Genomic DNA, 21,075 nt, shown 5'->3' with positions numbered 1-21,075 from the left:
ACAACCCGCACCCGGGAGGAGTCCCATGCCCACCACTCTCGAATCCGAAGAACACAAGGCTCTACGAGCCGCAGTAGCCGCCCTCGGCAAGCGACACGGCCGCAGCTTCGTCCGAGAGGACCTTTGGAATGAGGCAGCCAAACTCGGTTACCTCGGCGTCAACCTCCCCGAGGAACACGGAGGAGGAGGCGGCGGCATAGCCGAACTCTCCATCGTCCTGGAAGAACTCGGCGCAGCAGGCTGCCCCCTCCTCATGATGGTCGTCTCTCCGGCAATCTGCGGCACAGTGATCGCCCGCTTCGGCACAGAAGAACAGAAGCGCCAGTGGCTCCCCGCCCTCGCCGAAGGCAAACGCACCATGGCCTTCGGCATCACCGAACCCGACGCCGGCTCCAACAGCCACCGCATCACGACCACGGCTCACCGCGACGGAGTCGACTGGCTGCTCACCGGCCGCAAGGTCTTCATCTCCGGCGTCGACATCGCCGACGCGACCCTCATCGTCGCCCGCACCGAAACTGTGCCCAACAAAGAGGGCCGCACCGGCAACCTCAAGCCCTGCCTGTTCATCGTCCCGAGGGACGCCGAAGGCTTCCAACGCCGCCAGATCGACATGGAACTCCAGGCCGCGGAGAAGCAGTTCGAGCTGACCCTCGACGACGTACGACTCCCCGCCGACGCACTCGTCGGCGACGAGGACGCCGGTCTGCTGCAACTCTTCGCCGGCCTCAACCCCGAGCGCATCATGACCGCCGCCTTCGCGATCGGCATGGGACGGTACGCCCTCGCGCAAGCCGTCACGTACGCGCGCGAACGCACCGTCTGGAAGGCCCCCATCGGCAGCCACCAGGCCATCGCGCACCCCCTCGCGCAGGCGCACATCGACCTGGAACTGGCCCGCCTGATGATGCAGAAGGCGGCCTGCCTCTACGACGCCGGCGACGACGCGGGCGCGGGAGAAGCCGCCAACATGGCCAAGTACGCGGCCGGGGAGGCCTGCGTGAAGGCGGTCGACCAAGCCGTGCACACCCTCGGCGGAAACGGCCTCACGCGCGAGTTCGGGCTCGCCTCATTGATAACAGCCGCCCGCGTGGCTCGTATTGCTCCGGTGAGCCGGGAGATGATTCTCAACTACGTCTCCCACCAGACCCTGGGCCTGCCCAAGTCGTACTGATCCGGCACAGCGTTGTGCCAGTCGCGCGAGGAGGAACCATGTTCCGCAGCGAGTACGCAGACGTCCCGCCCGTCGAACTCCCCATCCACGAGGCGGTCCTCGGCCGGGCCGCCGAGTTCGGCGACGCACCAGCCCTGATCGACGGCACCAACGGCATGACCCTCACGTATGCGCAGGTGGACCAGTTCCACCGGCGCATCGCGGCCGCGCTGGCCGAGGCGGGCCTGCGCAAGGGCGATGTGCTCGCCCTGCACAGTCCGAACACGGTGGCCTTCCCGACCGCCTTCTACGCCGCCACGCGCGCGGGGGCGACCGTCACGACCGTGCACCCGCTGTCCACCGCCGAGGAGTTCGGCAAGCAGCTGCGCGACTCGGCCGCCCGCTGGATCGTCACCGTCTCGCCGCTGCTGGAGACCGCCCGCAGGGCCGCCGAACTCGCGGGCGGCATCCAGGAGATCTTCGTCTGCGATCAAGCGCCCGGGCACCGCTCCCTCATCGACATGCTCGCCTCGACCGCCCCCGAACCACAGATCGACATCGACCCCGCGACGGACGTGGCGGCCCTCCCGTACTCCTCGGGAACCACCGGCATCCCCAAGGGCGTGATGCTCACCCACCGCCAGATCGCCACCAACCTCGCCCAGCTCGAACCCGCCATCCCGACGGGCCCCGGCGACAGCATCCTCGCCGTGCTGCCCTTCTTCCACATCTACGGGCTGACCGCCCTCATGAACCTGCCCCTGAAGCTGGGCGCCGCCGTCGTCGTGCTGCCGCGCTTCGACCTCGAAACATTTCTCGCGGCCATCCAGAACCACCGCATCACCGGCCTGTTCGTGGCCCCGCCGATCATCCTGGCCCTCGCCAAGCACCCCGCGGTCGCGGAGTACGACCTCTCGTCCCTCCGATACATCGTCAGCTCCGCCGCCCCCCTGGACGCCCAGCTCGCCGCGGCCTGCTCCCAGCGCCTGGGCCTGCCCCCGGTCGGCCAGGCGTACGGCATGACGGAACTGTCGCCCGGCACCCACGTCGTCCCCCTGGACGCCATGCACCAGGCGCCGCCCGGCACCGTCGGCAAGCTCATCGCCGGCACCGAGATGCGCATCGTCTCCCTCGACGACCCCGACAAGGACCTCGGCGTCGGCGAAGCCGGCGAGATCCTCATCCGCGGCCCCCAGGTGATGAAGGGCTACCTGGGCCGCCCCGACGCCACCGCCGCGATGATCGACACCGACGGCTGGCTGCACACCGGAGACGTCGGCCATGTCCACGCCGACGGCTGGCTGTTCGTCGTCGACCGCGTCAAGGAACTCATCAAGTACAAGGGCTTCCAGGTGGCGCCCGCCGAACTGGAGGCCCTCCTGCTCACCCACCCCGGCATAGCCGACGCCGCCGTCATCGGCGCCTACAACGACGAGGGCAACGAAGTCCCGCACGCCTACGTGGTCCGCCAGCCCGCAGCCGACCTCTCCGAAGGAGAGGTCATGATGTACGTCGCCGAACGCGTCGCCCCCTACAAGCGCGTACGCCAGGTCACCTTCATAGACGGAGTGCCGCGGGCCGCCTCCGGCAAGATCCTTCGGCGGGAACTCAGGGAGCACACGTGACGTTGATCGGCCGTACACGCGCGCGTGGCGTCGCATCGCTCAGCCTCGACTCGCCGCACAACCGCAACGCCCTCTCGGCGGCCCTCGTCGCCGAGCTCGCGGACGCGCTCACCGACTGCGGCAAGGACGGCGACATCCGCGCGGTCGTCCTCACCCACACCGGCAACACCTTCAGCGCGGGCGCCGACCTGCGTGACCCGCCGCCTCCGGAGGCGCTCGTCGGCCTGCTCCGGCAGATCGTCGAACTGCCCAAACCCGTCGTCGCCCGCGTCACCGGACACGTCCGCGCGGGCGGCCTCGGACTGCTCGGCGCCTGCGACGTCGCCGCCGCGTCGAGCGAGGCGACCTTCGCCTTCACCGAGGTACGGATCGGCGTCGCCCCCGCGGTGATCTCCCTGCCGCTGCTGCCCCGCACCGACCCCCGCGCCCTCGCCCGCCACTACCTCACCGGCGAACGCTTCGACGCCGCGGAGGCGACCCGTATCGGCCTGCTGACCGCGGCGGGCGACGACGTCGACGCCGTACTGGAACCGATCCTGGACGGCCTGCGCAAGGCTTCCCCGCAGGCCCTGGCAGAGACGAAACAGCTGCTCACAGCTAGGGTGCTGGAAGCCTTCGACCGGGACGCGGCCGACCTGACCGCGCTCTCGGCCCGGCTGTTCGCCTCCGCCGACGCCCGCGAGGGCATGACGGCCTTCCTCGAACGACGGGATCCGCCATGGGTGCTGTGAGCACGGTCGACCGTGTGCCCAAACAGGACCGCAGCCGAGCCACCCGGCAACGGCTCCTCGAAGCCGCCGTGGCCTGCCTCGCCGAACACGGCTGGGCAGGCTCCACGGTCTCCGTCGTCGCCGAACGCGCCGGCGTCTCCCGCGGCGCCGCCCAACACCACTTCCCGACCCGCGAGGACCTGTTCACGGCGGCCGTCGAGTACGTCGCCGAGGAGCGTTCCGGCGCACTGCGGGAGCTGTTCCCGCAGGACACGACGGTCGACCGGCATACGGCGGTGTCGGCCCTGGTCGACCTCTACACCGGCCCCCTGTTCCGCGCGGCCCTCCACCTGTGGGTCGCCGCCTCCAACGAGGAGCAGCTCCGCCCGCGGGTCACCGAACTGGAGGCCCGCGTCGGCCGCGAGACCCACCGCATCGCGGTCGAACTGCTCGGCGCGAACGAGTCCCGCGCCGGCGTACGGGAGACGGTTCAGGGTCTGCTGGACATGGCTCGCGGCCTGGGCCTGGCCAACCTGCTCACCGACGACCGCCCGCGCCGGGAACGGGTGGTGGCGCAGTGGGCCGCACTGCTGGACGAGATGCTCACGGACTGAGCCGCTCCACCCGCCAGCTCCCGTCCGCCTCCGCCACATACCGCAACCGGTCGTGCAGCCGGTTCTCGCGGCCCTGCCAGAACTCCACCGACTGCGGAGCCACCCGGAAACCACCCCAGTTCGGAGGCACCGGCACCTGCTCGCCCTCCGGATAGCGGGCCGCCAACTCGGTGTACGAGGCGTCGAGATCGGCGCGCGTGGCGATCACCGAGGACTGGGCACTGGCCCAGGCCCCGAGCTGCGAACCGTGCGGCCGGGTACGGAAGTAGGCGGCCGTCTCGTCACGGCCGGTGCGCCGCGCCACGCCGGAGACGATGACCTGCCGGGCCATCGGATGCCAGGGGAACAGCAGCGACACATACGGGTTCTCTGCCAGGTCACGGCCCTTGCGGGAGTCGTAGTTGGTGTAGAAGACGAAACCCTGCTCGTCGAACTGCTTCAACAGCACCGTACGAGTGCTGGGCCGCCCCTCGGCGTCCGCCGTCGAGACGACCATCGCGTTCGGCTCGAACAGATGAGCCTCCGTCGCGGCCTGCCTGAACCACCGCGCGAACTGCTCCACCGGCGTGGCGGCCAGCTGGGACTCGGCCAGGCCCTCGGCCCGGTACTGCTTGCGCATCGACGCGGGATCAAGGGGTACGGCGGACACGGCGTCTCGGTCGTTCACGCGGTCATCTTGCCGTATCCGCGGGCGCCGTTCGCCACGGTGTCCTTCATCACTGCGTGGCACTGAGTGCCGCGGACCCTCCCCAAAGGTGGCACCCGAAGATATCGTTCAGTTTCCGTTCCGGTTGGGTGACCGCCAGCCGCGCGGGGCATCAGAGGGATGACCGCCCAGGACCGCGAGTCTGCACGGACCGACGACCGCGGATCCATCGGGCGGGAGATTTCCGCAGCAAACGACACACGGTCGTCCCACCCCCCACCGAACAACTTGCGCAACACCGTCCCCACAAGCCACACCCCACCTGTCGCACACATCATGAGGAGCCGCCTGATGTCCGACTTCGTACCCGGACTCGAGGGAGTCGTCGCGTTCGAGACGGAGATCGCCGAACCGGATAAGGAGGGCGGCGCTCTCCGGTACCGAGGCGTCGACATCGAGGATCTGGTCGGCCACGTCTCGTTCGGCAACGTCTGGGGCCTGCTCGTCGACGGCGCCTTCAACCCCGGCCTGCCGCCCGCCGAACCCTTCCCGATCCCCGTGCACTCCGGCGACATCCGCGTGGACGTCCAGTCGGCACTGGCCATGCTGGCGCCCGTCTGGGGCCTCAAACCCCTGCTCGACATCGACGCCCAACAGGCCCGCGCCGACCTGGCCCGCGCAGCCGTCATGGCCCTTTCCTACGTCGCCCAGTCCGCCCGCGGCCAGGGCCGGCCCATGGTCCCGCAACGCGAGATCGACAAGGCGCAGTCCGTCGTCGAGCGCTTCATGATCCGCTGGCGCGGCGAGCCCGACCCCAAGCACGTGGCGGCGGTCGACGCGTACTGGACCAGCGCGGCCGAACACGGCATGAACGCCTCCACCTTCACCGCCCGCGTCATCGCCTCCACCGGCGCCGACGTCGCGGCCGCCCTCTCCGGCGCCGTAGGAGCCATGTCCGGCCCGCTGCACGGCGGCGCCCCCTCCCGCGTCCTCGGCATGATCGAGGAGATCGAGCGCACCGGCGACGCCGAGGCCTACGTCAAACAGGCCCTCGACAAGGGCGAACGCCTCATGGGCTTCGGCCACCGCGTCTACCGCGCCGAAGACCCCCGCGCGCGAGTCCTCCGCCGCACGGCCCGTGAACTGGGCGCCCCCCGTTTCGAGGTCGCCGAAGCCCTGGAAAAGGCGGCCCTGGCGGAACTCCACAGCCGCCGCCCGGACCGCGTCCTGGCCACCAACGTCGAATTCTGGGCGGCCATCGTCCTGGACTTCGCCGAGGTCCCGGCCCACATGTTCACGTCCATGTTCACCTGCGCCCGTACGGCGGGCTGGTCGGCTCACATCCTGGAGCAGAAGAGGACGGGCCGACTGGTCCGGCCCTCCGCCCGCTACGTCGGCCCGGGCACCCGCGATCCGCGGGAGATCGAGGGGTACGGGGACATCGCGCGCTGATCCCCTCCGGGAACGCAGACGACCCGCGAGCTCAGGTCCCTCCGCCTCTCGGCGGGGGAGCCGGCCGGACGTACCGGCGAGCTCGCGGGTCGGGTGACTGCATTGGATTGGGCCGGCTGCGTGTTTCGCGCACACGCTGGTCCGGCACCGCACAGGATGTGGTGGCGGGCCGCTAGCCCGCAGCCACCTCTTCCGTCCGGTATGCATACATCTGCCGAACCACCTCCCTTCTGAAGTAACAGCCACACTAGGAAGCCGTTGGTCACGGATCAACCGGTTTTTCGAGATGTTGACGGACCTGATTCGGACCGGAAGGCGTAACTGCCCCGGCAGCCGCCTAGGATCTGCGGATGATCGCTGACCTGCAGTGCGTGGTGCTGGACTGCTCTGATCCGGCGGAACTCGCAGCGTTCTACCAATCACTGCTGGGTGGGACCGTCAATCAGCAGGACAAGCGGTGGGCACTCGATGACGGGTGGGCGACGCTGCACACGCCGTCCGGACTCGTCCTTGCCTTCCAACGGGCGGCGGACTATCTGCCGCCGGTCTGGCCCGACCCTGCCCGGCCCCAGCAGTTCCATCTGGACTTCGGTGTCGCGGACCTGGACCGAGCCGAGGAGCAGGTGCTGGCTCGCGGGGCGACGGTTCTGGACGGTGGTGCGGATGGGCGGAGCTGGCGTGTCTATGCCGATCCGGCCGGGCATCCGTTCTGCTTGGTCCGGCACTGAGGGTCGCGTCGGCCGTGGTGCGTACCGGCACGGCAGGCGACGTCGGACGGCAACGGCCGTATTGACACCGCACTGGTCCAGACCGCACCGTGATCCGCAACACATCGCCGCGCACGCCATCACGCCCGCCCCCGAAGGGACCCCGCATGAGCGACAGCAAGCCGGCCGGTCAGTTCTTCGATGCCGCGATCGGGCTGTTGCAGCGGGTGCGGGACGAGGAGGGCGAGAGCATCACGGCGGCGGGGTCGCTTCTTGCGGATGCCGTCGTCGACGGTGGTCGTCTGTTTGCCTTCGGTGCCGGGCACTCGTCGCTCGCCGCGCAGGACGTCGTCTACCGGGCCGGCGGCCTCGCGCTGATGAACCTGCTGGCCGTTCCGGGCGTCGTCGGTGTCGATGTCATTCCGGCGACGCTCGGTTCCGCCCTGGAACGGGTCGACGGTCTCGCGAGTGCCGTCCTCGACACGTCCCCGCTCCGTGCGGGTGACGTCCTGGTGATTATCTCGCTGTCCGGGCGCAACGCGCTGCCCGTGGAGATGGCCGTGAACGCCCGCGCCCGGGGTGTGCGGGTGATCGGCGTGACCTCGGTCGCGTACGCGTCGGAGACCACGTCCAGGAATGCCTCGGGGACGTTCCTGAAGGACCACTGCGACATCGTCCTCGACTCGAAGATCGCGGTCGGCGACGCGGAACTCACCCTCGACACCGTCCCGGCGCCCTTCGCCCCGGCCTCCACGGTCGTCACGTCGGCCCTGCTCCAGGCGGTCATGGCCGAAACGGCCGCCACGCTGGCCGCCCGCGGTGTCGAACCTCCGCTGCTGCGCTCCGGCAACGTCGACGGCGGCCACGACTGGAACGGCCGCGTGATGGAGGAGTACGGCGACCGGATCTTCTACCGGCGCTGAAAGAGCCGCGTCCCAGCTCAGCTTCCGCCGAGGCCGTTCAGAAACGGCTCGATCGCCGCGCGCCACGCCTCCGGCTGGTCGTAATGGACGAGGTGCCCGGCATCAGCAACCTCCGCATACTCGCCGAGGGGTAACACGCGGACCATCTCCTGCGCCTCCGCGCGCCCGAGTTCGCCGTCGAGTCCGCGGACGACCAGCGTCGGGCACTGGACCTGGGCCAGTTCCTCCCAGTGCGCGTCGTACACCCACGTCTCCCGGGACTTGAGCATCTGGTCGGGTTCGAAGACGGGCCGCCAGCCGTCGGACGACTCGTGCATCACCTCGGCGTAGAACTCGCCGCGCGACGGAATCGGCCGCTCCACCCAGGGGTCGTCCTCACCGAACCACTTGCGGACGTCGGCGAGCGTGGCGAACGGAACCGGCCAGGACTTGAACCACTGGGCCCACTCCCGCTGTGAGGCCGCGCCGAGTGCGGAGGCCCGCATATCGCAGATGATCACTCCGCGGACCAGATCGGGGCGCTTGGCGGCGAGCTGCCAGGAGGTCAGTGCGCCCATGGCGTGGCCGATGAGGACGGCCGGGCCGAGGCCGAGCTGTTCGAGGGCGGCTTCGGCGTCCTCGACGTAGGCCCCGCGGGTGAAGGAGGCCTGCGGGGGCTTGTCGCTCTGGCCGTGGCCGCGCTGGTCGAGTGCGACAGCGCGATGACGCCCGGAGAGCCAGCGGGCGGTGGAGGCCCAGTGCGAGGCGCGGCCCATCAGGCCGTGCAGTAAGAGCACTCCGGAGAAACGGTCCTGTTCGGCGGGGCCGGGCGGCTGGTCCGGTGCGGAGTGCGCCGTGTGGTCGGTGTGCCCCGTCGCGTCCCTCGCCGGGTCCTGCTTGGGAGGGTCGCCGAACTCCCAGGCGGCAAGACGTACGCCGCCCGCTCCCGTCACGTCGATGCGCCGCGCCATGGATCCTGGCACCCCCCTAGCTCCGCTCGGACCGCTCGAGCCGCCGGTCCAGTGAACCGTGTCCTGCCCTGTCGTGGTACCGCTTTCTGCCGGGGCCGGTCGGGGCCCTCGCTCGGGCAGGTCGCGCGGGTTCCGCACGTCCCGCGTGCTCCTGCCGCTCACCTCCCTGACATGCCGCGCGCACTCCTGAAGCGCAGATTCCGCGTGCCGTGTCACCCTCAGGCTATCGAATGCGCATTCGAAGATGCGGTGTCTGCGGGCAACACCCCTCGTACGAGTGACCTCGGTCAGGGATTGACCGTCGTCGCCGAGGGGAGATCTTCTGCGGGAGGCGGACCGCTCGGGGAAAGGGGTCCGAGGGGAATGACCCTGAGAGCTCGGGGCTCCGGGTCAGCACAGGGGAGGACAGGCCCCGGCGCCACACGGCGCCGGGGCCCTCTCCACTTCTACGGCACATCCGTCCCGCCCCCTCCCCGGCCGGGCGACATCACTGCCACTGTCGCACCACGGCCAAGAGCCCTCAGGTCATATGCCTCACGCGACAGCCTCGCATGTGAACCGTCCGAGCGCTGCGATTCGACGCAGTGAATCCCGGAATCGGCGAAACCGCCGCTGTGCCGCAACTGCCTCTCTTCCCCCGGAAGTTGACAGCAACCGGCGCTCGGTCAGCGCTTGGCGACGAACACGTGGGAGGCGACGTCCGACTCCAGCTCGGCCGCCTCGCCGCCGCTGCCCACCAGCACCCCGCCGGCCGACTCCGTCACGCTCACCACCGAGCCGGGCTGCACGCCCGCGCGACGCAGCGTGTACATCAGCTGCGCATCCGTCTGGATCGGCTCGCCGATACGGCGCACGACGACCGTCTTGCCCTCCAGGCCCGGATCCAGGTCGGCCAGCGACACCATGCCCTCGTCCAGGAACGGGTCGGCGCCGTCCTTCTCGCCCAGCTCCTCCAGGCCCGGGATCGGGTTGCCGTACGGCGACTCGGTGGGGTGGCGCAGCAGCTCGAGGACCCGCCGCTCCACGGCCTCGCTCATCACGTGCTCCCAGCGACAGGCCTCGGCGTGCACCTGTTCCCACTCCAGGCCGATCACGTCGACGAGGAGGCACTCCGCGAGGCGGTGCTTGCGCATCACGCGTGTCGCCAGCCGGCGGCCCTCGTCCGTGAGCTCCAGATGCCGGTCGCTGGCGACGGACACCAGTCCGTCCCGCTCCATCCGCGCCACGGTCTGGCTGACCGTCGGCCCGCTCTGGTCGAGCCGCTCGGCGATCCGGGCGCGCATGGGGACCACACCTTCCTCCTCCAGCTCGAGGATGGTGCGGAGATACATCTCCGTGGTGTCGATCAGTCCGGACATACGTGCCCCTCGTTTAGCTTGCCGATTCTGCCGAAAGCACCCAGGCTTCACGGCGCGTGCGCTGGCCCTGACCTCAATTCTGACGCATACCACTGACAAGCGTGCCGCGCCGGTAAAACCGGGGGGTTACACGGGCGTGCACCGGGGAGGATGACGCGCGTAGCAAGGGCGATGATCTTGACACTCGACGTGGCGGCATCCGATCACCTAGCGTTCCACGCATGACAGAGCGGACGCGCGACGCAGGGGCGGCGACGGTGCCCGGCCTTCGGCTGGAGCCCGTGGCCGGCGACGCCATGCTCGAGCAGTGGCGGCACGTCCACAACGTGATCGTGCCCCCGGCCGCCATGGATCCGGATGAGGTACGGGAGCGCAGTGGCCGCTACCGGCTGGAGAACGCATACCTCGGCGACGAGCTCGTCGGGTGTTCCACCGTCCGGCCGCCGGAGGGCGAGGAAGCCGTGGCGACGGTGATCGCGCGCGTGCTCCCTGCGTACCGGCGGCGGGGCTTCGGGAAGGCGCTGTACGAGAAGGGGCTCGCGCACGCGCGCGTGCTCGGTGCCGGCGTGATCGAGACGTGTGTGCTGGCCGTCAACGAGGGCGGAGTGCGCTTTGCCGAGGCGCGCGGGTTCGTGGAGGTCGAGCGGTATGTGCTGCCAGGTGAGAACGACCTGTGGATCGACCTCCGGCTCGCGGCCTCCGGACAGTAAGCAGAGATTCACGTCGAGTTTCCGGCGTGCAACGATTCTCTCAATCTTGCGGGAACTCGATGTGTGCTGCGTCACGTTCGAGTTGAATGATTGTTAGTGAGCGAGCCGACGTGCCGTACGTGCGGACGCAGCCTGCAGGGGGTCCAGGTGAGTGCTTCCCGGCGTAGTGGGACCACCGACGAACTGGGGCCGGACGAGCCCGAGCGGGACGGTCCGGAGGGCTCGGGCGGTTCCGATCTGCTGGCCGCGCTGCTGGACGGCATGGACGCGGCCCTGTGTGCCTTCGATGGCGACGGGGTCGTCACCCATTGGAACCGCGAGGCCGAGCGGATTCTCGGCTGGACCGCGAGTGAGGCCGTGGGCCGGCACGGGTTCGCCGGATGGGCCGTACGGGCCGCGGACGCCGAAGAGGTCGAGTCCCGGCTGATGGCCGCCATGCAGGCCCCCGGACGCCAGGTCCACGAGTTCGCGCTGCTCACCAAGGACGGCGGCCGGGTCCTCGTACGCACCCAGTCCGCGGCCGTCCGCGGACCCGACGGAAAGCCCGCCGGCCTGTACTGCGCGTTCAGCGAAGTCCACACGCAGATCGACCTGGAACGGTCCATCGCGCTCAGCGAGGCCCTCTTCGACGACGCGAGCTGGGGCGTCGTCCTCGTCGACGCCGACCTCCGGCCCGCCGTCGTGAACGCACACGCGGCCCGCGCGCTGGGCATCGGCCGTACGGCGGTGCTCGGCCGACCACTCGGCGACCTGCTCGCCCAAGGCGTCGAGGAACTCGAGAGCGCCCTCACCCATGTGCTCGCCGAGGGTGCGCCGCCCGCGCCCGCCGAGATCTGGGTCGGCGTACGCACCCCGGAGGGCGAGAAGCGGCGCTGCTGGCGCTGCGGCTTCGTACGGCTCGCCTCCCCCCTCGCCGAGGAGCCGGTACCACTCGGCGTCGGCTGGCTCTTCAACGACGTCACCGAGGCCAAGCAGAGCGAGCAGGAGGCCGCGCTGCTCCGCTTCCGTACCAACCAGCTCCACCGCGCCGCACGGGCCGCCGCCGAGTGCGAGGACCCGGCCGAGGCCGCCACCGTCCACCTCGACTTCGCTCTCGCCGGCTTTGCCGACCACGCCCTGATCGACCGCGTGGCGGGCGGTGCGATCGTCGACGCGGACGCCGCGGAGCCCGTACGGCTGGTGCGGGTCGCCGCCACACCCGCGGGCGCACCCGGACCGAGCCTGAGCACCGGCCAGGCAGGACTGCCTGTGCGCTACAGCGAAGGGCACCCCGCGCTTCAGTGCGTGGAGCGCGCCGGGTCCGTGCGGGCCAGCGTCGGTGCCGTACCCGCCGAACAGGCACGTGTATGGGCACAGGCACGACAGTGGCCGCCGGACGCGGTGCACGCACTGTGCGCGGTGTTGCGCAGCCGGGGGCGGACGCTGGGCGTCGTCACGTTTCTGCGCGGGGGCGGGCGGAGCGCCTTCGAGCGGGCCGACGCGGCGTATGCGGAGGACGTGGCCGTACGGATTGCTGCGGCGCTGGATCTGGCGGGGGCGATGCGGGACGGCTGGCCGCCGGAGGGGGCTGGGTAGGCGCCTATTCGTCTGCCGGGTGGCTGTGGGGTGGCGGCTGCGGCTGTCGTCGTGGCTGGTCGCGCAGTTCCCCGCGCCCCTTAGGGGCGTTACAGGGCCGTAAGCCGCGGAGGCCCCGTCAGCCCTTGCTCACTGCCGCCAGGATCTCCGGTAGCCGTGCCGCCGTGCGCGGCGCCGCCAGCCGTAGGCCCAGCATGGTGATCGCGGTCCCGTAGGCAACGCCCACCGGCAGCAGCAGCCAGGTCCAGTCGTCGCCGTTCGCGCTCACGTTCAGCCAGATCGTCAGCGCGATGACCGGTGCGCACAGCAGGGCGGCCCCGACCATCCCGCCGAAGATCGCGATCCAGGCGAGCCCGGCCTGCCCGGGGGCGACGTTCTTGTAGCCCTCCTGCGGGATGGAGTACGGAAAGCGGGCCGACGCCCATGCCCCGGTCGCCAGCATCGCGCCGAGCAGCGCGAAGGACAGGCCCAGCACCTCGGGCAGCTTGGCCCAGTCGCCGAGCAGTGCCGTCGTCAGGACGGTGACGAGCGCGGCGTACGGCAGGGTGATCACCAGCAGCGCGAAGGCACGCGCGCGCAGTTCGACGTACGCGTCCTTCGTGGACGAGATCGTCATCGCGACCATCCAGAACGCGGAGGTGTCCTGCCCGAACTGGTTGTACATCTGGATGCCGAGCATCCCGGCGGCGAAGCAGGCGAAGTAGATCGAGCCGGTGCCCTGGAGCGCGTTGAACAGCGGCACGATCAGACCGATGGCCAGCGAAGTCACCCAGGCGGCCTTGGTCTTGGGGTCGCGCCACACATAGCGCAGGCTGCGCTCCATGACCGTGCCGGTACGGCCGACAGGCACGAAACGCGACAGTCCGGTGGACGTCCGCTCGCGGGCGACGGCCTCGGAGGTCTGGAGGGTGGACCCGTCCGGCGCGGTCATCAGCCGGTTCAGATGCCCCGACCACTGCCGCAGCAGCAGCCACAACGCCAGGGCGCTCAGGGCGAGTTGAAGTAGGGCGATGCCGTACGATCCCTCGCTCGCGGAGTCCGCCGCCCCGATCGCCGAGGCGGGCGGCACCCACTTCAGCGCGTCGGCCAAGGGGTCGAGCTGCCCGAGCCCGGCCGAACCCAGCCGCTGCGCACCGAAGTTGACGAGCTGTGCCCCGACAGCGATGACGAGACCGCTCAGCACCGCGAGATCACGGCCCCGGCGACTGGTCAGCAACCGGATGTTGGCGGCGGCGACGGCCCGCGCGAGGGTCACGCACACGAGCAGTGCGAGCACGACGCCGATGACGCCGACGACGTACGCCACACCCCCGTGCGCCACCGCGACCACGGAACCGGCGAGCATGCACACCGTGAACAGCGGCCCGATCCCCACCAGCGAGGACACCAGCAGCGCCCGCACTAGCGGACGGGGCCGCAGCGGCAGCATCACCAGGCGGGTGGGGTCGAGGGTCTCGTCGCCACTGGGGAAGAACAGCGGCATCACCGCCCAGCCCAGCGCCAGCACCGCCACCAGGAGCACCACCACCGAAGCCGCATGCTCGTTGCCGCGCAGCACGATCAGCCCGAGCAGTTGCAGCGCGGCGAAGAGCAGGGTGACGACGGCCGACGCGATGTAGGCGGCCTTGCGCCCACCGGACTGCCGTAGACCGTTGCGCAACAGCGACAGCTTCAGCTGCACGACGACAGAGGTGATCGGGGTGCTGTCGGCGGTCATCGCGCCCCGCCGCCCAGCCAGTCGAGATCGGACCCGGTGTGCCGCCCGTTCGCCCCCACGAGCTCCAGAAACGCCTGCTGGAGCGAGGCGGCGTCGCCGCGTACCTCGGCCAGCGGGCCGTGCGCCCGGATGCGTCCCGCGGCCATCACGGCCACCCAGTCGCACAGCGACTCGACGAGCTCCATCACATGGGAGGAGAAGACCACGGTCGCCCCGGAGCCGGTGTACCGCTCCAGCACGCCCCTGATCGTCTGCGCGGACACCGGGTCGACACCCTCGAACGGCTCGTCCAGGAACAGCACTTCGGGATTGTGCAGCAGGGCCGTCGCGAGCCCGATCTTCTTGCGCATGCCGGTCGAGTAGTCGACCACGAGCTTGTGCTGGGCCCCGGCAAGATCGAGTACGTCGAGCAGCTGCGTCGTCCGCTTGTCCACCTCGGCACCGGGCAGCCCCCGCAACCGCCCGGAGTAGGTGAGCAGTTCCCGTCCGGAGAGCCGCTCGAAGAGCCGCAGCCCTTCCGGCAGCACGCCGATCCGCGCCTTCACCTCGACGGGGTCCCGCCATACGTCGTGCCCGACGACCTCGACGGACCCCTGATCGGGCCGCAGCAACCCGGTCACCATGGAGAGAGTGGTGGTCTTCCCGGCACCATTGGGCCCGACCAGCCCGATGAACTTCCCCGCGGGCAACTCCAGATCAACCCCGGCAACGGCAACTTGCTGTCCGAACCGCTTCCAGAGCCCCCGCACCACAACAGCTGACGTCATGGTTGAACCCTACGGTGGGGCAACGCCGGAAAGGGGCGCGGGACGTTGACATATGCGGCTCCGCCGCGCGGGCGCGACCAGCCACAGACGACCCGCAGCCGCCGACCTACCGATCCCGCCCACACGCATACGCGAGCGGCGAGATCAACTCCTCCGCATCCGGCAACCACCGATTCGCCGGCGTGGGCCGACAGGCCCACTGCACGGCCCCCCGAGACCCGAACCGCGTAGGAGGCGCAGCCACCCACCCCCCTTCTCCGAGGGCCACAAGATCAAGCGAGGCGATCGCCCACCCCAGCTTGCGCACCAGCTCAGGAACCTTCACCGAAGCCCCCGGCAGCACGAAGAACTCCATCCGTCGGTCCGGAGTCAGCGTCACGGGCCCGAGCGTCAACTCCATCCGCTCCATCCGGGCCAGCGCCAGAAACCCCGCCGTCTCCGGAACGGAGATCGCGTCGAACGTACGCCCGGTCGGCAGCAGAATCGACGACGTCGGCTGCTTCTGCCACATCCGGCGCGCAACGGTCGCACTGCCCGTCGCCTGGGTCGCCCAGTCCGGCCGCGTCGGATGCGCGCCGGGTGCGGCGCACGCGGCGTCGCCGCACGAGCAGCGCTGCACCCCGTCGACGGCTTCCAGCCAGCTGCCCGGGAACACGTCCCAGTGGCGCTCCTCGGCGTAGCGAACGGCGGTATCCAGCAGCGATTCCCCACGCTGCTTCGGAATCTGGGCGGCTTCGGTGCTCGCGATCGTCTCTTCCACGCTCATCACAACTCCCGCACCCACCCTGAGTTACGGGCGTAGCGCGCGCGGGGGAGGAGCATTGATTCCGCAACTGGGGCGCATGGATGCACGTGTGGGGGCGCGCAGGAGGATCCATGGCCGCAGTTGGGTAGCCACGAGTGGGGTCGGCTTCCGCCTTTACCCCGGCAATCCTCACAAGCCTCGCATTTTCGCCGTCTCGGCGGGGCATTGATCTTCACGGCCGGATCCTTTCGCTCACCGGAACGGGCTCGGTCGCGGAAGGCACATCAACTCGGTGCGTGGGCAGGCACCGCAGCCACAGGGGGTACGCCATGGCCGCAAGGCCTCTCGTCGCGCGGCAGCCGAACGAACGGCTGCAGGCGCTCATTCAAGAAGCGGGCTGCTCGAACGCCGGGCTGGCCCGCCGAGTGAACATGTGCGGCGCCGAACACGGCCTCGATCTACGCTACGACAAGACGTCCGTCGCCCGCTGGCTGCGCGGACAGCAGCCACGAGGACGCGCTCCGGCGATCATCGCCGAGGCGCTGGGGCGCAAACTGGGCCGTACGGTCACGATCGACGAGATCGGCATGGCCAACGGCAAGAACCTCGCCTCGGGCGTCGGCCTCCAGTTCTCGCCGACGGTACTGGGAGCCATCGAGCAGGTCTGCGAACTGTGGCGCAGCGACGTCGGCCGACGGGACTTCCTGTCCGGATCCTCCGTCGCCGCGTCCGCGCTCGTCGAGCCGAGCCGTGACTGGCTGATCTCCTCGCCCGACTCGCAGGTGGCGCGCTCGGCGGGCCCGCGGGTGGGGGAGTCCGACGTGGCGGCCGTGAAGGCCATGACCCAGGCGCTGGTCGACCTGGACCACCAGTACGGCAGCGGGCATGTGCGCCCGGTCGTCGTGCACTACCTGAACAGCGTCGTCTCCGGTCTGCTGGCGGGGTCGTACCGGGAGGCCGTGGGGCGTGAACTCTTCGCCGCGGTGGCCCGTTTGACCGAGCTCGCGGGCTATATGGCCATCGACACCGGTCAACCCGGCCTCGCCCAGCGCTACTACATCCAGGCGCTGCGCCTCGCACAGGCGGCGGGCGACCGGGCGTACGGCGGGTATGTGCTCGCCGCGTCCATGAGCCATCTCGCCGCGCAGCTCGGAAACCCGCGGGAGATCGCGCAGTTGGCGCGGGCGGCGCAGGAGGGGGCGCGTGGTCGGGTGACCCCGCGCGCGGAGGCCATGTTCTACGCGGCCGAGGCCCGTGGTCACGCGTTGATGGGGGACGCTCGGGCCGCCCAGGTCGCGTCCGGGCGTGCGGTGGGCGCGCTGGAGTCGGCCGATCCGTCCTCCGGGGACGATCCGGCGTGGATCGCGCACTTCGACGAGGCCTATCTGGCCGACGAGTTGGCGCACTGCCACCGCGACCTTGGGCAGGCCGAGGCGGCGGCGCGGCGGGCCGAGGAGTGCCTGTCCGTCCTGCCTCAGTCGCGGGCCCGGCGCCGGGCGATCGGCTATGTGCTGCTCGCCACCGCACAGGTCCAGCAGCGCGAGGTCGAACAGGCCGTGCATACAGGCCTGAAGGCCGTGGAACTGCTGGAGACCCTGCGCTCCAACCGGGGCGCCGAGTATCTGGAGGATTTCCAGCAGCGGTTGGAGCCCTTCAGGGACGAGCCGGTGGTAAGGGAGTTCGGGGCGCGGCTGGAGTTGCAGGCGGCTGCGTGAATGACGGGGGCGCGCCGGCGTGAACGGGTGGGAAACGAACGCGCCGGTGGTGAAGAAGGGGCGTATACAGCGGATGAGGGCCCGGTTTTGTTACGGCGGTCACAGGGAAGGAGGTCAGGTCCTGTGCTGCATGGCACCGGGCTCAGGGGACCCGGTAGCGTGAGCCGACGATTCCGAAGGTCCCCCATTCGTAGGAGTCCCGGTGACGCAGAGTGGACAGGGCGAGGAGCCCCCGCCGCGGCAGGCACGTGAAGGCATCGTGCTGCCATCGGACGGTGGCGAGCCCCTGCTGCCGGGCATGACGGGCGGACCGGGCGGCCCGCAGTACGGCCGCCCCGTCCCGCCGACGCCCACCTCGGCGCCGCCCGAGGGCCAGGCGTGGGGCACCCCCTGGGGCCCCGACCAGCACCAGCCCCCGCCCCCACCGCCGGGCCAGGGCTGGGCCTCCGGCCCCGCCGAGCCATGGGGCTCCCAGGGCTCCCAGGACCCTTACCAGCAGCCGGCACCGCCCGACTGGGGCACGCAGGACCCGGCGGGCGCGATCCCGCCCCAGCCGCAGCCGACGCAGGGAGCGGCATACGGCGGTGAGATGCATCCGGGATCGGGTGCGCAGTCGTCGTATGCGCCGCAGGAGCCCGGGGGTCAATCGTCGTACGCGTCGCCGGAGCCCGGCGCCCAGTCGTCGTACCCGTCACAGGCGCCGGGTGTGCAGCAGCCGTACGCGCAGCAGCCGTATGCGCCGCAGGAGTCCGGACCCCAGTCGTCGTACCCGTCACAGGCGCCAGGTGTGCAGCAGCCGTACCCGTCGCAAGTGCCGGGCGCTGAGGCGTCGTTCAGCTCCCCGGCGCCGACCGTCGAGTCGTCGTACGCCCCGAACGGCCAGTCGTCCACCGGCGGTCATGGCGCGCTGCCGCCCGCCGGGCACGGCGGCCCGAGTGCGGCTCTGCCGCCCGCGGGGGCCGACGGGTACGGGGCCTCTCCGTCCGGGACGGCCCAGCCGCCCACCGCCGGCTACGGCTCTCCGGCCGCAGGCGCGCCCCTGCCGCCCGCCGACCACCAGACGTACGGGTCGTCGGCGGCTGCCCAGCCGACGGCCGCGGCCGATGCCTACGGCACCCCTGCCTCCGGTGCGTACGGCTCCGGTGCTCCGCTGCCGGCCGCCGGGCCCGGGGCCTTCGGGGCTCCGTTGCCGCCCGCCGATGAGGGCGCCACCCAGTACATACCGCCGGTTGGAGGTGGGGGTGCGCACGCCTCGCCGGACGGGGCGACGCAGTACATACCGCCCGTTTCGGCAGCGGCGTCCGGGCCCGGCTCCGCCGATGAGGGCGCGACCCAGTACATACCGCCCGTGGGGCCCGGCGCGCTGCCGCCCGAGGTGCCTGCTGAGGCGTCCGGTGACGCGACCCGCTATCTGGGACGGGCGCAGCAGAGCCCCGGCCCCTTGCCGCCCGCCAATCCCGATGCCGAGGCGACGCAGTACATCCCGCCGGTGATGACCGGGCAGGACCGGCAGCCGCCCGCGGAGTTCGACAGCCTCTTCCGCACTGAGCGGGGGGCGGAGGGTCCGGCCGGGGCCACTCAGCAGCTGCCCCGCTTCGAGCCGCCGCAGGCACATCCACACGCCCAGCCCGCCTACGCTCCGCCCGCCGCAGACGACCGCCGTGGCCGCGGTGGCCGTACCGGCTCGCGGGTGCCGCTCATCGCCGCCGTCGGGGTCGGTATCGCGGTCCTCGGCGTCGGCGCGGGCGCGCTGCTCGCGAGCGGGGGTGACGACGAGAGCGACGGCAACAACCAGACCGTGTCCGCCACCGCCCCGGCCACCGAGGGTTCCGCCTCGCCGTCCGTCGATGCGGCCGAACAGCAGGCCATCGCGCTGGACAAGCTGCTGGCCGACAGCGGCGACAGCCGGACCACGGTGATCAACGCGGTCGCCAACGTGAAGTCGTGCGACAAGCTCGGCCAGGCGGCCACGGATCTGCGCGACGCGGCCGGGCAGCGCACCGGTCTGGTCGCGAGCCTGGCGAAGCTGTCCGTCGACAAGCTCCCCGACCATGCCGCGCTGACCACGGCCCTCAACAACGCGTGGAAGGCCTCGGCGTCGGCCGACAACCACTACGCGGCGTGGGCCGATCAGGTCGCGAAGAACAAGAAGGCCTGCCCCAAGGGCCAGGCCCGCACCACCGGCCAGACCGCGGCCGGCAACACCGCGAGCGGCACCGCGACCACGCAGAAGGCCAAGGCGGCCCAGCTGTGGAACGCGATCGCCAAGACGTACGGCCTGACCCAGCGTCAGCCGACCCAGCTGTAACAGGTCCTGACAGACGCCGAGAGGTCCTGACAGCAGCTGTGTCAGGACCTCTTGGAGCGGCTCGGCTCAGCTCACATTCGCCGTCTTCAGCGTTTCCGTCATGTCGGTGAAGCCCTTCTTCGCCGCGACGAGCCGGCCGTTCCGTACGACCTGGAGGGTCACATCGGCGTTCACCATGCGCGGGAAGCCGACGGCGGCGAGCTCGTCCTGGAACTGCCAGCGCAGGGTGGGCGTGAGCCCGCCGGTGGAGACCTTGAGCCCCTTGTCGAGAGCGTGCCGCACGGAGTCGGCACTCACCTCGCCGTCACCGAGCGACTCGACGACCTCCTTGAACACGGTGTAGGCGATCCACGTGGTCTGTACGCCGGCGTCTCCGACGTCGATGCGGTTGTCGCCGAAGGCGTGCTTGTTGATGACCTGCTTCATCTGGTCCCAGCGCTTGTCGGTCGAGACCGGGTACCAGCCCGAGATGTACGACCCCTCGTACGGCGACGAAGCTCCGCCGTTCGCGTTGATCACGGTCTGGTCGACGCTGCCCAGCACGGTGCCGGTGCGCACGTCGGGGTAGTCCGCGCGGGCACGGCGGAAGGAGTCCATGAAGGTGCTGGTGCGGTCGCCGAGGGAGGGCACCACGCACCCGGTCTCCGTCGAGTCGGCGGAGGCGTAGTCGAGGGCCGTCTTGGCCGGCGTCGAGTACTCGGTGGCGTCGTCCTTGGCGAGCTGGTCGCCGGCCTCCGCGTGCCCGCCCGACTTCAGGCCGGAGTTGAGCATCGCGGGCAGCTCGTCGCCGGCGATGGTGTCGGGCCGGATCAGGGAGACGGGCCCGCAGTTCTTGGAGAGCGCCTGGCCGAGGCCGGCCAGCAGGGCGGGCTGGCCGCCGTTGACGGGGTAGGACAGCGGGCTGGTGAACTCGGACTCGGTGAGTCCGTATCCGCCTATGTACGGTATGCCCGCGCCCTCGAGGGGCGGAAAGAAGGAGTCGGAGTACTGGCTGTAGGACCCGACGACCGCGACCACGTTTTCCTTGACCGCGCGCCGGCCGCAGTCGGCGGCGTCCACGGTGTCGTTGTGGTCGTTGCAGATCAGGATCTTCAGTTTGTGCCCGTTGATGCCGCCGTTGGCGTTGACCCAGCGGGCGTACGCGAGGGCGAGCGCGGGCATGCCGGGCTTGTTCGTGGCGCTGGTCTCGCTCGGTGCCCAGGTCATGACGGTGATGGGGTTGTCCCCGGCGCCCCCCGAGACACCGGGGACGACCCCGCAACCGACGGCGAGCGACGCACACGCGACCAGGGCCGCCGCTCTGTGAACGGTGGCTCTGACGGGCCGGGTGAACGTGGGGAGGTAGGTCTTGCGGTGGTGACGCCTGCCGGTCATGGAAACGCACGATTCCGCCACATCGC

The 21,075-nt window shown here is 70.6% G+C and carries 18 protein-coding genes; 11 read left to right on the top strand and 7 right to left on the bottom strand.

Features of this window, described 5'->3' with window-relative positions; genetic code table 11:
* Positions 1-25 precede the first annotated feature (25 nt).
* Genes KCH87_RS27455 through KCH87_RS27440 form a run of 4 tightly spaced genes read left to right on the top strand, consistent with a single transcriptional unit; the run spans position 26 to position 4,102 of the window.
* Entirely contained in the window at positions 26-1,174 is a 1,149-nt protein-coding gene (locus KCH87_RS27455) for an acyl-CoA dehydrogenase family protein (RefSeq protein ID WP_210588941.1), read from the top strand.
* A 38-nt stretch (positions 1,175-1,212) separates the two neighbouring features.
* Entirely contained in the window at positions 1,213-2,778 is a 1,566-nt protein-coding gene (locus KCH87_RS27450) for a 4-coumarate--CoA ligase family protein (RefSeq protein ID WP_210588940.1), read from the top strand.
* A complete protein-coding gene (locus KCH87_RS27445) occupies positions 2,775-3,509 on the top strand; it encodes an enoyl-CoA hydratase family protein (RefSeq protein WP_210588939.1) in 735 nt (244 codons plus the stop codon). Before KCH87_RS27450 ends, KCH87_RS27445 begins: the two co-directional genes overlap by 4 nt.
* Positions 3,497-4,102 (top strand): TetR/AcrR family transcriptional regulator, encoded by a 606-nt coding sequence (locus KCH87_RS27440; protein WP_210588938.1) that lies wholly within the window; start codon positions 3,497-3,499, stop codon positions 4,100-4,102. Before KCH87_RS27445 ends, KCH87_RS27440 begins: the two co-directional genes overlap by 13 nt.
* On the opposite strand, the gene pdxH is transcribed toward KCH87_RS27440, so the two are convergent.
* Positions 4,092-4,769, bottom strand: coding sequence for a pyridoxamine 5'-phosphate oxidase (pdxH, locus tag KCH87_RS27435; protein ID WP_210588937.1), 678 nt, complete (start codon positions 4,767-4,769; stop codon positions 4,092-4,094). The genes KCH87_RS27440 and pdxH overlap by 11 nt on opposite strands.
* A gap of 330 nt (positions 4,770-5,099) precedes the next feature.
* Between pdxH and KCH87_RS27430 the strand changes: the two genes are divergently transcribed.
* From KCH87_RS27430 to KCH87_RS27420, 3 genes are all read left to right on the top strand, one after another.
* Positions 5,100-6,200 carry a citrate synthase 2 gene (locus tag KCH87_RS27430; RefSeq protein WP_210588936.1) on the top strand — a complete coding sequence of 367 codons (1,101 nt, stop codon included), beginning with the start codon at positions 5,100-5,102 and terminating at the stop codon, positions 6,198-6,200.
* Between the two features lie 350 nt (positions 6,201-6,550).
* Positions 6,551-6,928, top strand: coding sequence for a VOC family protein (locus tag KCH87_RS27425; protein ID WP_210588935.1), 378 nt, complete (start codon positions 6,551-6,553; stop codon positions 6,926-6,928).
* A gap of 146 nt (positions 6,929-7,074) precedes the next feature.
* Complete coding sequence (locus tag KCH87_RS27420) at positions 7,075-7,830, top strand: SIS domain-containing protein (protein WP_210588934.1); 756 nt, start codon at positions 7,075-7,077, stop codon at positions 7,828-7,830.
* Positions 7,831-7,847: 17 nt separating this feature from the next.
* Here KCH87_RS27420 and KCH87_RS27415 read toward each other — a convergent pair whose 3' ends face one another.
* Complete coding sequence (locus tag KCH87_RS27415; protein ID WP_210588933.1) at positions 7,848-8,780, bottom strand: alpha/beta fold hydrolase; 933 nt, start codon at positions 8,778-8,780, stop codon at positions 7,848-7,850.
* Between the two features lie 665 nt (positions 8,781-9,445).
* A complete protein-coding gene (locus KCH87_RS27410; protein ID WP_020130217.1) occupies positions 9,446-10,138 on the bottom strand; it encodes a metal-dependent transcriptional regulator in 693 nt (230 codons plus the stop codon).
* A gap of 221 nt (positions 10,139-10,359) precedes the next feature.
* Here KCH87_RS27410 and KCH87_RS27405 point away from each other — a divergent pair, with 221 nt between their 5' ends.
* Positions 10,360-10,848 carry a GNAT family N-acetyltransferase gene (locus tag KCH87_RS27405; RefSeq protein WP_210588932.1) on the top strand — a complete coding sequence of 163 codons (489 nt, stop codon included), beginning with the start codon at positions 10,360-10,362 and terminating at the stop codon, positions 10,846-10,848.
* A gap of 147 nt (positions 10,849-10,995) precedes the next feature.
* Positions 10,996-12,423: a PAS domain-containing protein gene (locus KCH87_RS27400; protein ID WP_210588931.1), complete on the top strand. Its 1,428-nt coding sequence runs from the start codon at positions 10,996-10,998 to the stop codon at positions 12,421-12,423.
* Between the two features lie 118 nt (positions 12,424-12,541).
* Here KCH87_RS27400 and KCH87_RS27395 read toward each other — a convergent pair whose 3' ends face one another.
* The 3 genes from KCH87_RS27395 to KCH87_RS27385 form a co-directional block, all read right to left on the bottom strand.
* Positions 12,542-14,140: a transporter gene (locus tag KCH87_RS27395; protein ID WP_210588930.1), complete on the bottom strand. Its 1,599-nt coding sequence runs from the start codon at positions 14,138-14,140 to the stop codon at positions 12,542-12,544.
* Positions 14,137-14,907 carry an ABC transporter ATP-binding protein gene (locus KCH87_RS27390; RefSeq protein ID WP_210588929.1) on the bottom strand — a complete coding sequence of 257 codons (771 nt, stop codon included), beginning with the start codon at positions 14,905-14,907 and terminating at the stop codon, positions 14,137-14,139. Before KCH87_RS27390 ends, KCH87_RS27395 begins: the two co-directional genes overlap by 4 nt.
* A 106-nt stretch (positions 14,908-15,013) precedes the next feature.
* Complete coding sequence (locus KCH87_RS27385) at positions 15,014-15,676, bottom strand: bifunctional DNA primase/polymerase (RefSeq protein ID WP_210588928.1); 663 nt, start codon at positions 15,674-15,676, stop codon at positions 15,014-15,016.
* A gap of 305 nt (positions 15,677-15,981) precedes the next feature.
* Here KCH87_RS27385 and KCH87_RS27380 point away from each other — a divergent pair, with 305 nt between their 5' ends.
* Both KCH87_RS27380 and KCH87_RS27375 read left to right on the top strand, forming a co-directional pair.
* Complete coding sequence (locus KCH87_RS27380) at positions 15,982-17,367, top strand: transcriptional regulator (protein WP_210588927.1); 1,386 nt, start codon at positions 15,982-15,984, stop codon at positions 17,365-17,367.
* Positions 17,368-17,956: 589 nt separating this feature from the next.
* Entirely contained in the window at positions 17,957-19,675 is a 1,719-nt protein-coding gene (locus KCH87_RS27375) for a hypothetical protein (protein ID WP_308298933.1), read from the top strand.
* 66 nt (positions 19,676-19,741) lie between these two features.
* Here KCH87_RS27375 and KCH87_RS27370 read toward each other — a convergent pair whose 3' ends face one another.
* The gene (locus KCH87_RS27370; protein ID WP_210588926.1) at positions 19,742-21,049 is read right to left on the bottom strand and encodes an ABC transporter substrate-binding protein; all 1,308 of its coding nucleotides are present in this window, start codon (positions 21,047-21,049) and stop codon (positions 19,742-19,744) included.
* Positions 21,050-21,075: the final 26 nt, after the last annotated feature.

It is taken from the genome of Streptomyces sp. GESEQ-35 (assembly GCF_017948485.1).
In the GTDB taxonomy this organism is placed as follows: domain Bacteria; phylum Actinomycetota; class Actinomycetes; order Streptomycetales; family Streptomycetaceae; genus Streptomyces.
Note: the sequence above shows the minus strand (reverse complement) of the source record. Positions and strands in the feature narration are given on the sequence as shown.